This window comes from Xanthomonas hortorum, assembly GCF_024339125.1.
GTDB lineage: Bacteria > Pseudomonadota > Gammaproteobacteria > Xanthomonadales > Xanthomonadaceae > Xanthomonas > Xanthomonas hortorum.
The window spans coordinates 5,074,986-5,087,214 of record NZ_CP101417.1 but is presented as its reverse complement, the minus strand read 5'-3'; the positions used below and the strand labels follow the sequence as shown (position 1 = coordinate 5,087,214).

At 64.5% G+C, this 12,229-nt stretch carries 14 protein-coding genes and 1 pseudogene; 7 read left to right on the top strand and 8 right to left on the bottom strand.

The genetic code is table 11. From position 1 onward, the window contains the following. Positions 1-39 precede the first annotated feature (39 nt). From NMB96_RS21930 to NMB96_RS21920, 3 genes are all read left to right on the top strand, one after another. Entirely contained in the window at positions 40-267 is a 228-nt protein-coding gene (locus NMB96_RS21930) for a BolA family protein (RefSeq protein ID WP_016905061.1), read from the top strand. 118 nt (positions 268-385) lie between these two features. After that, positions 386-1,660, top strand: coding sequence for a UDP-N-acetylglucosamine 1-carboxyvinyltransferase (murA, locus tag NMB96_RS21925; RefSeq protein WP_023904629.1), 1,275 nt, complete (start codon positions 386-388; stop codon positions 1,658-1,660). Continuing rightward, positions 1,657-1,980, top strand: coding sequence for a hypothetical protein (locus NMB96_RS21920; protein WP_023904628.1), 324 nt, complete (start codon positions 1,657-1,659; stop codon positions 1,978-1,980). Before murA ends, NMB96_RS21920 begins: the two co-directional genes overlap by 4 nt. Positions 1,981-2,546: 566 nt before the next feature. On the opposite strand, the gene NMB96_RS21915 is transcribed toward NMB96_RS21920, so the two are convergent. From NMB96_RS21915 to purM, 5 genes are all read right to left on the bottom strand, one after another. Continuing rightward, the gene (locus tag NMB96_RS21915) at positions 2,547-3,230 is read right to left on the bottom strand and encodes a DUF3108 domain-containing protein (protein WP_023904627.1); all 684 of its coding nucleotides are present in this window, start codon (positions 3,228-3,230) and stop codon (positions 2,547-2,549) included. 3 nt (positions 3,231-3,233) lie between these two features. Continuing rightward, complete coding sequence (locus NMB96_RS21910) at positions 3,234-4,061, bottom strand: DUF3108 domain-containing protein (RefSeq protein ID WP_043889335.1); 828 nt, start codon at positions 4,059-4,061, stop codon at positions 3,234-3,236. 66 nt (positions 4,062-4,127) lie between these two features. Then, positions 4,128-4,781 (bottom strand): phosphoribosylglycinamide formyltransferase, encoded by a 654-nt coding sequence (gene purN / locus NMB96_RS21905; RefSeq protein WP_023904625.1) that lies wholly within the window; start codon positions 4,779-4,781, stop codon positions 4,128-4,130. Between the two features lie 36 nt (positions 4,782-4,817). Next, complete coding sequence (locus NMB96_RS21900; RefSeq protein WP_023904624.1) at positions 4,818-4,952, bottom strand: hypothetical protein; 135 nt, start codon at positions 4,950-4,952, stop codon at positions 4,818-4,820. Between the two features lie 13 nt (positions 4,953-4,965). Next, the gene (gene purM / locus NMB96_RS21895; RefSeq protein ID WP_255085705.1) at positions 4,966-6,099 is read right to left on the bottom strand and encodes a phosphoribosylformylglycinamidine cyclo-ligase; all 1,134 of its coding nucleotides are present in this window, start codon (positions 6,097-6,099) and stop codon (positions 4,966-4,968) included. A gap of 22 nt (positions 6,100-6,121) precedes the next feature. On the opposite strand from purM, the gene NMB96_RS21890 reads away from it, so the two are divergent. The 4 genes and pseudogenes from NMB96_RS21890 to NMB96_RS23645 all read left to right on the top strand — a co-directional run. Then, on the top strand, positions 6,122-7,234 hold the full coding sequence (locus NMB96_RS21890; protein WP_255085704.1) for a DUF2066 domain-containing protein: 1,113 nt from the start codon (positions 6,122-6,124) through the stop codon (positions 7,232-7,234). Continuing rightward, complete coding sequence (locus NMB96_RS21885) at positions 7,231-8,400, top strand: AI-2E family transporter (RefSeq protein ID WP_023904621.1); 1,170 nt, start codon at positions 7,231-7,233, stop codon at positions 8,398-8,400. Before NMB96_RS21890 ends, NMB96_RS21885 begins: the two co-directional genes overlap by 4 nt. Beyond that, a complete protein-coding gene (gene hda / locus NMB96_RS21880) occupies positions 8,397-9,098 on the top strand; it encodes a DnaA regulatory inactivator Hda (RefSeq protein WP_115040589.1) in 702 nt (233 codons plus the stop codon). Before NMB96_RS21885 ends, hda begins: the two co-directional genes overlap by 4 nt. A 178-nt stretch (positions 9,099-9,276) precedes the next feature. Then, positions 9,277-9,500 (top strand): annotated as a pseudogene (locus NMB96_RS23645) (hypothetical protein); the annotation flags it as partial. Between the two features lie 619 nt (positions 9,501-10,119). On the opposite strand, the gene murU reads toward NMB96_RS23645, so the two are convergent. From murU to NMB96_RS21865, 3 genes are read right to left on the bottom strand one after another with little or no spacing between them, the layout of a single operon-like run. Further along, the gene (gene murU / locus NMB96_RS21875) at positions 10,120-10,830 is read right to left on the bottom strand and encodes an N-acetylmuramate alpha-1-phosphate uridylyltransferase MurU (RefSeq protein WP_255085702.1); all 711 of its coding nucleotides are present in this window, start codon (positions 10,828-10,830) and stop codon (positions 10,120-10,122) included. Then, positions 10,827-11,849 carry an aminoglycoside phosphotransferase family protein gene (locus NMB96_RS21870; protein WP_023905411.1) on the bottom strand — a complete coding sequence of 341 codons (1,023 nt, stop codon included), beginning with the start codon at positions 11,847-11,849 and terminating at the stop codon, positions 10,827-10,829. Before NMB96_RS21870 ends, murU begins: the two co-directional genes overlap by 4 nt. Positions 11,850-11,906: 57 nt before the next feature. Next, complete coding sequence (locus NMB96_RS21865) at positions 11,907-12,179, bottom strand: GlsB/YeaQ/YmgE family stress response membrane protein (RefSeq protein ID WP_006452367.1); 273 nt, start codon at positions 12,177-12,179, stop codon at positions 11,907-11,909. Positions 12,180-12,229 lie beyond the last annotated feature (50 nt).

The window sequence follows — 12,229 nt, the reverse complement described above, 5'->3', positions numbered from 1 at the left end:
AAGAGTAGAATGTGCGCTCATTTTATGAGGAAACGCCCTTTGGACGCCGAAACCATCCGTAAACTCATCGAATCCGGCTTGCCCGAAGCCCGCGTCGACGTGCACGGCGACGACGGCGTGCACTTCGAGGCGACCGTGATCAGCCCCGCATTCGCCGGCAAGGCGCCGTTGGCGCGCCACCGCATGGTCTACGCGACCCTGGGCGAGTTGATGGGCGGGGCGATCCACGCGCTGCAGCTCAAGACGCTGACCCCCGACGAAGGCTGATGCGTTTGTCGGGCCTTGGCTGGTCGGGCTGCTCATCCGCCTCGATCGCAAGCGCCCGGCAGGCTCCCGGCGACTCCTCTCATTCCCCCGACATTCTTTTCAGATTCCCTGAGATCCCATGGCAAAAATCGTAGTGACCGGCGGCCACGCGCTGCACGGTGAAGTCAATATTTCCGGCGCCAAGAACGCGGTGCTGCCGATCCTGTGCGCGACCCTGCTGGCCGATGCGCCGGTGGAGATCAGCAACGTGCCGCACCTGCACGATGTGATCACCACGGTGAAGCTGCTCAGCGAGCTGGGCGCCGAGGTCACCATCGACGAGGGCACGCTGGCCAAGGGCCGCTCGATCCTGGTCGACCCGCGTTCGGTCACCCATCAGATCGCGCCCTACGAGCTGGTCAAGACCATGCGCGCCTCGATCCTGGTGCTCGGTCCGCTGCTGGCGCGTTACGGCAACGCCGAAGTGTCGCTGCCTGGCGGCTGCGCGATCGGCTCGCGCCCGGTCGACCAGCACATCAAGGGCCTGCAGGCGCTGGGTGCGGACATCAACGTGGAAAACGGCTACATCAAGGCCACCAGCAATGGACGTCTGAAGGGTGCGCGTTACGTGTTCGACATGGTCAGCGTCACCGGCACCGAGAACGTGCTGATGGCTGCGGTGCTGGCCGAAGGCACCACGGTGCTGGAGAACGCAGCGATGGAGCCGGAAGTCACCGACCTGGCCGACTGCCTGATCGCGCTCGGTGCGCAGATCGAAGGCGCCGGCACGCCGCGCATCGTGGTGCAGGGCGTCGAGCGGCTGGGTGGCGGGCATCATGCGGTGCTGCCGGATCGTATCGAGACCGGCACCTTCCTGGTCGCTGCGGCAATGACCGGCGGCAGCGTCACCGTGCGTCGCGCGCGTCCGGACACCCTGGATGCGGTGCTGGACAAGCTCACCGAAGCCGGCGCCACCATCACCACCACCGCCGACAGCATCACGCTGGACATGCATGGCAAGCGCCCGCGCGCAGTGAGTCTGACCACTGCGCCGTACCCGGCATTTCCGACCGATATGCAGGCGCAATTCATGGCGCTCAACTGCGTGGCCGACGGTGTGGGCGTGATCAACGAAACCATCTTCGAAAACCGCTTCATGCACGTCAACGAACTGCTGCGGCTGGGTGCGGATATCCAGGTCGAAGGCCACACCGCGATCGTGCGCGGCGCCGAACGCCTCAGTGGCGCGCCGGTGATGGCAACCGATCTGCGCGCTTCGGCGTCGTTGATCCTGGCCGGGCTGGTCGCCGACGGCGACACCACCATCGATCGCATCTACCACCTGGACCGTGGTTACGAAAACATCGAGGAGAAGCTGGGGGCGCTGGGCGCGACCATCCAGCGCACCGCATGATCCTGCGCGGACGCTTCACCACCCGCCGCAAGGTGCTGCTCGGCGTGATCGTGCTGATCCTGGCGTGGCTGGCCTACGCCTGGTCGGTGGGCATGGCGATCACCCAAGGCGTCGAGTTCAAGGACATGGACTGGAACAACGACGGCACTGCCAGCCGCGACGAGATTGCGCAGTCGTTCTACGCGGTGGCGGTCAAGAAGACGGTCGAAGGCAAGCGCCATTGCGACCTGTTCTATTGGCGCAGCACCGATGCGCAGATCCGCGTGGATTGCCGCACGGTGTTCAGTACTGGCGATGACAAGGCTGCGGGCAAGCCCTGAGGCGTGACTAGGTCGGCGCGGATGGATCACTTTTGCAGCAAGTGATAGGTCCGTGCGGATAAGACCACTTGTGGAGTTGCTGATCTGGGACTTCGTTGCAGGGCCCTTGCCCGCCCACCATCGCGGGACACGCCGCAAGTACGTCCGTGTAGGCTCTTACGCGGCATCCATGCCGCGTAAGAGCCCGCGACGGTGAGCGGGCAAGGACCAGTAGAGAGTGTCGGTGTGCATGGTGCAGGCAAGGCACGAGATCCGCGTTCAGATAACGGCGCTTTTTGTCATCTTTCCAACGCAAGCCGATCGACGGCCAAGCTTGTAATAAAGCAACGGTTAACTCTGCTTGTAAGAAAGCAATCGATTAACTCTCTGGTGCGGTGTCCTCGCCGATTGCGGGACCGTGTGGCGGCATGGATGCCGCCACCGAGCCCCCAGGGACGGGTTCACGGCGTGTCCCGCGAGCGGTGAGGGCACCGCGCCCTCGACTCAGTAAGCGTTTGACTGCACTAAACAACTTCACGACCGGAACTGCGGTGGCAATCAAACCGTTGGTCGAAGGTTCGGCGCACTCAGCGCAGCGCCTTGATGGTCAGGTCCAGCGCGTCCTGGCCCTTTTCCTTCTGCAGCAAACGTGCCGGCACCGGTAGGTCCTTGACCACCCAGGCGATCAGTTCCTTGTCGCCGTCCACGCGCGACACCTTGGTCGCCTGTTCCTGCTTGCCGTTGACGGTGATGGTTTCCTTGCCGACAACCTTGTAGCTCATCGGCTTGATGCGGCCTTCGTCCACCATGCGGTAGTTGAGCGGCTTGCCGGCGGCCAGGTCGCGGGTGATCGCCAGGTTGATCAGCAATGCATCCATGTCGCCGGGCTGCAACTTCACCGGGCCACGGCGGTCTGGCTTGATGTCTCCGCCCCAGGTGGCCTGGCTGGTCTTCCAGTCGTAATTGGCAGTGACGTTGCGGCGCTTGACCATCATCGACGAGGTGTCGTTGCTGCTGACCGGGCGCAGTTGACCGTTGCTCTCTTCGAACACGGTGCTTTGGGTCAGATTGGCCAGCTGGTTTTGGATGGTAAGCGTGTAGCGCCACTGCTTGTCGCCGGCCGCGGCCAGAGTCATGGTGCCGTTGGCCTGCATGCCCATGTAGTTGGCCGAATAATCGGCCTGGAACGGCTGCACGGCAAATGCGGGCAGGCTGGCCACGGCCAGTGCGGCAGCGGCAATCAGCGAAGATGTGCGGGAAATGGATTTCATGGCTCAGGCTCCTTGGTATTCGACCAGGCGCAGATCGACCTGATCCTCACCTTTGTCACGTTGCAGGATGCGCACCGGCGTAGGAACCCCGTTGGCGATCCAGAGGATGGTTTCGTTGTCGCCGCTGTTGACGCGATACACGCGCAACGCGTCGTAGCTCAGATCGCCGACCTGCACCACTTCGGTGGCATCTGCGACCTTGTAATCGTATTTGCGCACCCGGCCGACATCGACGTAGCGATAGCTCAGGCTGCGCCCGGGTTGCGCGTCGCGCATTAGCGACAGGTTCAACGACAGCGCGCTCTGGTCGCCACGCTGCAGCGGAATCGGCTGTTGGCGCTCTTTCTTCAGATCACCGTCCCACTGCGCGCTGGCGGTCTGCCAGTTGTAGACGCCGGTGACCTTCTTGCCGAAGAACATCGCCTTGCGCACGGTGCTCTGGCTCAGCGGCACATAGGTGTCGCCATCGACCTGGAACACGGTGCTCTGTTCCAGGTTCAACCCCAGGATGCTGGCAAAACCCTTGCGGCCGCGCACCGACATGTCGATGCGCCACTGGCTGCCCTCGCCGTGGCTGACCTGCATGGTGGCATCGCCGGCTTCCTTGCCGCGATAAAACGCCTGGTAGGTCGCAACGAAGGGTTGCAGTGGCGGTGGCGTCCAGGTGCTGGCAGGCAGTGCAGCTGCAGAGGCCGGCGCAGCCGGCGGCGCCGCAACCGGAGCAGGAGTAGCTGGCGCAGGCACGGCAGGGGCCTGTTGCGCACGGCCGGTGCCGGCTTGGGCGAGCAGGGCGGTGGTCAACAGCGCGGCGGCGATCGGGATGACGTTCATGCGCTGAGAGCGGGGCACGTGGCCCGCGAGGATGTCCGAGGCAGGATGAGGAGGGCGTATCCGCATTCAGGCGAGTGCGGTGTCATCGGACTCTAGTCGCAGTGGCGTAAACAGGCACTGACCGTCGATGTGGACGCTGTCGCCGTGCACCGCCACGCGCCCGCTGGCGAGCAGGTTCAGCGTGGCCAGCAGCAACGGGTGTTCACGCGCCAGCACGCGGGCGGCCAGCTGCTCGGCGGTGTCGTCGGGCAGCACCGGCACGCGCGCCTGTGCGATCACCGTGCCGGCATCCAGTTCCGGCACCACCAGATGCACGCTGGCGCCATGCTCGGCATCGCCGGCCTCCAGTGCGCGGGCGTGGGTGTGCAGGCCGCGGTACTTGGGCAGCAGCGAGGGGTGGATATTGAGCATGCGCCCGGCGAAGCGACGCACCAGCGGCTCGCCGAGGATGCGCATGTAACCGGCGCAGATCACCCAATCCGGCTGCGCGGCGGCGATGGCATCGCCCAGCGCGGCGTCGAAGGCAGCGCGGTCGGCGAAGTCGCGTGGGCTGGCGCTCCAGCGCCGTTCCTCGCGCACCTTCTGCAGGACCGGCGCCTGCGGGCGATCGGAAAACACCCCGACCACCTCTGCCTGCAGGCGGCCGCAGGCGATCGCATCGAGGATGGCTTGCAGATTGCTGCCGCGGCCGGAAGCCAGCACGGCCAGACGCAGACTCATTCGGTCGGATTCGCTGATGTCATGGGGCAGTGCGTGTCACGCTGCAGCGGTGACAGGCACGAACAGTGCCCTGACCTGCGGACGCAGCAGCACTACCGGCTTAAATACGTCGAGCACGGTGCCGATGGCAGGAAGGAGCAGGAACTGCCGAGTGAGTGAGGAAGCGTCCATGCAGTCTCCTGGATTAACCGATCCGCACGCGCTCATCGCCCTGCGCCGTCACTACCTGGCCAATGCGCCAATGCGCCAGCGACTGCGCATCCAGCGCCTGCTCCAGCGCGGCGGCCTGCTCGGGCGCGGCGATCAGCACGAAGCCAATCCCGCAGTTGAAGGTGCGCCACATTTCCGCATCGGCCACCGCGCCTTCGCGCTGCAGCCAGGCGAATACCGGCGGCAGCGTCCAGGCCTTTGCATCGATGTCCAGGCCCAGACCATCGGGAATCACCCGGATGATGTTTTCGGTCAGCCCGCCGCCAGTGATGTGCGCCATGGCGTGGATCGTCTGGCCGTGCGACTTGAGCAGCGCCAGGATCGGCTTGACGTACAGCGCGGTCGGCGCCATCAGCGCATCGATCAGCTTGACGCCATCCTCCAGCACCAGCTCGGCCGGGGCGCCGGCGCGCTCGTAGATCTTGCGGATCAGCGAATAGCCGTTGGAATGCGGGCCCGAAGAGGCAATGCCGATCAGCACGTCGCCTGCACGTACCTGCGCGCCATCCAGCAACTGCGATTTTTCCACCGCGCCCACGGTGAAGCCGGCCAGGTCGTATTCGCCCGGCGGATACATGTCGGGCATCTCGGCGGTTTCGCCGCCGATCAGGGCGCAGCCGGACAGCTCGCAGCCGAGCGCAATGCCCCCGACCACGGCTGCGGCGGTGTCCACGTCCAGCTTGCCGGTGGCGAAGTAGTCCAGAAAGAACAGCGGCTCGGCGCCCTGCACCAGCACGTCGTTGACGCACATGCCGACCAGGTCGATGCCGATGGTGTCGTGCCGGCCCAGCTGCTGCGCCAGCTTGAGCTTGGTGCCGACGCCATCGGTGCCGGACACCAGCACCGGCTCCTTGTACTTGCCCGACAGGTCGAACAAGGCGCCAAAACCGCCCAGGCCACCCATCACCTCCGGCCGGAAGCTGCGCTTGACCAGCGGCTTGATGCGTTCGACCAACGCGTTGCCGGCATCGATGTCGACACCTGCCTCACGGTAGGTCATGGGCGAGGGATTGGAAGGCGTTGGGCTGGTCACGGGCGGGGAGGGCTCGGCTGTAAAGGCGGCGATTTTAGCAGCCACGTTGGCGCTGGCGTCCCATTCGGGCAACAATTCACCCGGATACGCTTAAGTCATGGAACCGTCGATGCGCCGCAGTCTCGCTTTCTTTCTCGCCCTCGTGGTCGCCGCGCCCGTGCTGCCGGCCTTCGCACAGGCCGATCTGCGTACCGAAGGCGATGTCGCCAAGGCGCAAAGTGCCTACGATGCCGAGGTACCGGTCAATAGCCAGAGCGAGTCCGATCGCCCCGGTGCCCTGGCGCGCGCGCTGGGCGCGGTACTGGGCAAGGTCTCCGGTGATCGCGGTGCGATGAGCCGCCCCGGGGTGTCGCAGGCGCTGCGCAATGCGCCCAACTACGTCGAACACTACGATTACCGCCAGGATCAGGGCACCTCGCGCACCGGTGCGCCGACCTTCCGTACCACCCTGGTGGCGCGCTTCCGGCAAACCGATGTGGACAGTCTGATCGCGGCACTTGGCTTGCCGGTGTGGCCGCTGCCGCGTCCCAAGCCGGTGCTGTGGTTGGCCATCGACGACGGCAGCGGTCCGCGTCTGGTCAGCGTGACCCAGGCCAATGCCGCGCGCAGCGTGCTGGACCGGGCCATCGAGCGTGGCTACCGGCTCGGCCTGCCCAGTGGCGCGGCCGCCGAGCAGGCACTGGCCGGCGCGATCTGGCGCAAGGACACCGCTGCGGTGTCGCGCGCATCGGCCAAATACAGCCCGCCGATGCAGCTGATCGGCAAGCTCTACCGCACCGACGCCGGTTGGACTGCCGACTGGGTGTTCGTCGACAACGGCAACGTGCTGTCCAGCTGGACCAGCAACGATGGCGACGCGCGACGCGCGATGGCCGCCGGTGCCGACGGTGCGGCTGATGCCTTGGTCAAGCGCTATGCCAAGCGGGTGGACTCGGGCGTGCCCGGCGTCTATCGCGCGGTGATCACCGGTATCACCAGCGCCGACGATTACTTGCGTGTCTCGGCCGCGCTGCAGGGCGTGTCGGTGGTGCGCAGCATCCGCCCGGTCAGCGCCAACGGCGACCGCATGGAAGTGGATCTGGAATTGCTCACGGGCATTTCCGGCCTCAACCGTATGCTCGGCGACAACAGCCCGTTGGTACCGGTGTCGGTACCGACCGAGGGCCCGATCATTCTCGAAAACGAGCACGCCGAGTACCGCCTGAAATGACTTTGACTCCCGAAGCCGAAATTGCCCTGTTCCTGCGCCGCCTAAAGTGGGTGGCGGTGATTGTCGGCGTGCTGTGGGTGGTCTCGCTGCTGTCGCCGATCCTGACACCATTCGTGCTGGCGTTGCTGCTGGCCTGGCTGGGCGACCCGCTGGTGGACCGTATCGAGCGTGCCGGGCGCTCGCGCAACATGGCGGTGTCGTTGGTGTTCGTGCTGGCGCTGCTGCTGTTCGTGCTGGCGCTGATGATTCTGGTGCCGATGATCGAGCGCCAGATCATGACCTTGATCGACGCGCTGCCGCAGATGCGCACCTGGGCGATCAGTACCGCGATTCCGTGGCTGGAAGCCAAGACTGGTGTGGAGCTGATGGGCTGGCTGGACCCGGAGCGTCTGATCGACTGGATCCGCAGCCATTGGGAGCAGGCCGGCGGTGCCGCCAAGACGTTCTTCGGTTACGTGCAGCGCTCGGGCTTTGCGATGGTGACCTGGGTGATCAACCTGGCGTTGCTGCCGATCCTGGCGTTCTACTTCCTGCGCGACTGGGACCGCCTGGTCGAGCGCGTGGCGGCGGTCATCCCGCGTGCCTACATCGGCACCGTTAGCCGGCTGGCGCTCGAATCCAACGACGTGCTCGGCGGCTTCATCCGCGGCCAGTTCCTGGTGATGCTGGCGCTGGGCGTGATCTACGCCACCGGCCTGTCCATCATCGGGCTCAATCTGGGCCTGCTGATCGGCATTATTGCCGGCTTCATCAGCTTCATTCCGTATCTGGGCGCCACCACCGGCATCGTGCTCGCCTTGCTGGCAGCAGTGGTGCAGGCACAGGGTCTGGATCTGAAGTTGCTGATCGGCGTGGGCGTGGTGTTCACGGTCGGCCAGTTACTGGAAAGCTATGTGCTGACCCCGCGTATCGTCGGCGACAAGATCGGCCTGCATCCGGTGGCGGTGATCTTCGCAGTGATGGCGGGCGGCCAGTTGTTCGGCTTCCTCGGCATGCTGCTGGCGCTGCCGGTGGCAGCGGTGGCCAACGTGTTGCTGCGCTACGCACATGAGCAGTACACCCACAGCGATCTGTACGCAGGCGAGCGCGCCGGCATCGTGCTGCAATCGGGTACTACCGAGCGCAGCGTGATCGTCGAACCCGGCAAGGACGCAGATCGGTTGTGAGTGTTCCGCAGTTGCCACTGGCGTTGCGCGCGCCGCCGGATCAGCGCTTCGATAGTTACATCGCCGCGCCCGAGGGGTTACTCGCGCAATTGCAGGCCTTGGCTGCGGGGCAGGTGAGCGACTGGCTGTATCTGGCTGGCCCCGCCGGCACCGGCAAGACGCATTTGGCGTTGTCGCTGTGCGCGGCGGCCGAGCAGGCCGGCCGCGCTTCGGCCTATCTGCCGCTGCATGCGGCGGCAGGTCGATTGCGCGATGCGCTCGAAGCACTGGAAGGGCGTAGCCTGGTCGTGCTGGATGGTCTGGACACCATTGCCGGGCAGCGCGACGACGAAGTGGCTTTGTTCGATTTCCACAACCGTGCGCGCGCTGCCGGCACGACGCTGCTGTACACCGCGCGGCAGATGCCCGATGGCCTGGCGTTGGTACTGCCGGATCTGCGCTCGCGGCTGTCGCAATGCATTCGCATCAGCCTGCCGGTGCTCGACGATGCGGGGCGTGCTGCGGTATTGCGCGATCGTGCGCAACGGCGCGGGCTGGCATTGGACGAAGCGGCAATCGACTGGCTGCTGACCCATAGCGAACGCGAACTGGCCGGGCTGGTGGCCTTGCTGGATCGGCTGGATCGCGAATCGCTGGCTGCCAAGCGCCGTATCACTGTGCCGTTTTTGCGGCGGGTGCTTGAGGGTCGTGGGTCTTAGAACGGCTACTAAACGACTGCGTTTACCGCGTGTTCCGAGGGGTCTTGAACACTACTGATATATCAGTTTCAGAGCGGCTGATCTGGTGTTTGGCTGCAGGGCCCTTGCCCGCCCACCGTCGCGGGACACGCCGCAAGTACGTCCATGTAGGCTCTTACGCGGCATCCATGCCGCGTAAGGTCCCGCGACGGTGGGCGGGCAAGGACCAGTGGAGATGGTCGGTGCGCATGTCAATGCAGTCAGAGCAACAGGCAGGCTTTCATCCAACCACCGACCAACTTTCTGGTGCGGTGTCCTCGCCGCTTGTGGGACCGTGTGGCTGCATGGATGCCGCCACCGAGCCTCCACGGACGGATTCACAGCGTGTCCCGCAAGCGGCGAGGGCACCGCGCGCTCGACTGACCATGTTTTTGACTTGCAGCGGTTGAATGCGTCTAAACAACATAAGTCGCTATCTTTGTTGCTGTGAGCTGATTGAACGGTGTTGATGCGTCGGTTGCAGAGCGGCTGATCTGCGGTTTGTCTGCAAGGCCCTTGCCCGCCCACCATCGCGGGACACGCCGCAAGTACGTCCGTGTAGGCTCTTACGCGGCATCCATGCCGCGTAAGGTCCCGCGACGGTGAGCGGGCAAGGACCAGTCGAGATGGTCGGTGCGCATGGTTGCAAGCAAGGCATGACGGGTGCTGTTTGAATAATGCCGCGTCCGATCAGCTTCGCAACGCAACGAGATCAACAGGCAGGCTTCCAAGAGAGTAACCGACTCACTTTCTGGTGCGGTGTCCTCGCCGATTGCGGGACCGTGTGGCGGCATGGATGCCGCCACCGAGCCTCCACGGACGGATTCACGGCGTGTCCCGTGAGCGGCGAGGGCACCGCGCACTCGACCGACTAGCTTTAAACGCCCTAAACGCCGCGACGACTTGAAATCTCCGCGGCCAACACGTTGCCGCCATCGATACAACCTTCAAGAGGTTTTGTCAGCCGCTCTCGATTGCGGATTTTTGCAGGTGTATGGTGCGATTAGCTGCCGTCGTGCAGCAGTTCCGCATCCAGTTCCGCCAACCGCTGCGGTGTGCCCACATCGGTCCAGCGTCCCGGATGGTGGAGTCCGTCGATCAAACCTGCCGCCATCTGCGCGCGCAGGATCGGTGCCAGCGCAAACCGCGGTGCTGTGCCGGTCTGCTCTGGTAGCTGGCCGATGACCGATTGCCAATCGCGTAGCAGTGCAGGCCGATAGACACCGATGCCGGCGTAAGTGTGGGTTGCAGGCAGATCGGCGCTGACCTTGCCATCAGCCTGCAACGCGAAATCCGCTCGCGCCGCATACGCAGGTTGATCGACCAGCACCAGTTGCGCCAGTCCTGCCGGCGCGCTCGACAGCCGCGCGAAATCGAAGTCGGTCCAGATATCGCCATTGACCAACAGAAACGGCGCATCGCCCAGCAACGGCAACGCATGCAGCATGCCGCCACCTGTCTCCAGCGGTGTGGCGCCCTCAAAGGAATAGGTCAGGCGCAGCCCGAACGCACTGCCGTCGCCCAGTACTTGCGGAAATTGCTCGGCCAACCACGAGGTATTGATCACTACCTCGTCTACGCCCAGCGCGGCCAACTTGTGCAGATGCCAGACGATCAGCGGCGTGCCGCCGACCTTCAACAACGGCTTGGGCGTGCGTTCGGTGAGCGGGCGCATGCGCTCGCCAAATCCGGCCGCGAAGATCAGGGCCTTCATGCGCCGGCCTGTGTGGAGCGTGCCGCCAAGGCAGGTTTGACCAGGTCTTCCAGTAGCCCGATCAGCGGCGCCAGTTCGCTGTAGCGCGGCAGCACGTCGTCCAGATAGGCGATGAAGCGCGGCACGTTATCCAGATACCAATTTTTGCCGTCGCGATGGCTCAGGCGCGAAAAGATGCCCAGATTCTTCAGGTGCCGCTGCACGCCCATCCAGTCCGCATCGCGCAGGAAGTGCGCCAGCGGCGGCACCGGTAATCCGGCCGCTAGGGCACGTGCGTGATAGCGCTGCAGCCAACTATCCACGCGTGCGATCGGCCAACTGACCGAGGTGTCCTTGAACAGACTGATCGGGTCGTAGGCGATCGGGCCGATCACGCAGTCCTGAAAATCCAGCACCGCCGGTCCATTGCTGACCGGCATCAGATTGCGCGGCATGAAATCGCGATGGGTGAACACGCGCGGCTGCGCCAGTGCGTTGTCCATCAAACGGCGCTGCACCAGTTGCAGTTGCTCAGCGTGCTCGCAGCCCAGCTGCAGCCCCAGATGGCGACCGAGAAACCATTCTTCGAACAAGCCGGCATCGCGTTGCAGCAGCGCCTCGCCGAATACACCGCTGTCGGCGGGCGGTGGAATGCGCTGCAGCAGCAACAACTGATCAATCGCGTCATCCAGCAACGCGTCGGCATTTGCGTCGGTCAGTACCTGTGCCAGCGTCGGTACGCCCAGGTCTTCCAATAGCAAGAATCCGGTTTCAAGATCTTGCGCAAGCACTAGCGGCACCCGCACGCCGTGCTCGTCGAGCAGTGCATGCATGCGCAACCACGGCGCCACATTTTCCAGCTCGGGTGGCGCATCCATCAGGATGCGATCCATGCCGCTCCCTTGGGTACGCCAATAACTGCGAAATCCCGCATCGACCGACGCGCGTTGCAGGGTGACCTGCGGATCGTTCAACGTGTGCCGCGCCCATTGCAGACGGAGCGCATCGCGCGCGGTATCGGGAAGCAACGATGACGTCATGAGTAACTGCTGTGTCGTGAAGTGAGGCGCCGCCACGTCAGAGTGGCGGCGGGTCGATCAACGCTTGCTGCCGCTGAACAGGCGCAGCAGTGCCAGGATCGCGATCGCACCCAGCAATGCACCGAGAAAGCCGGCCGGTTCGCCGGCGTGGTACCAGCCCATGTAGCGCCCGAACCAGCTGGCGACCACCGCACCGGCAATGCCCAGCACGATGGTCAACAGGCAACCCAGGCGCTGCGTGCCCGGCGTAATGAAACGGGCCAGCAACCCGACCACGAAACCGACCAGAATGATGTAAAGCCAGCTGTCGCTACCGAAGAGATTGTTCATCGCAGGCACTGAGGTAAGTGGGATCGGCAGACTAGCACTTCACTAAGAGC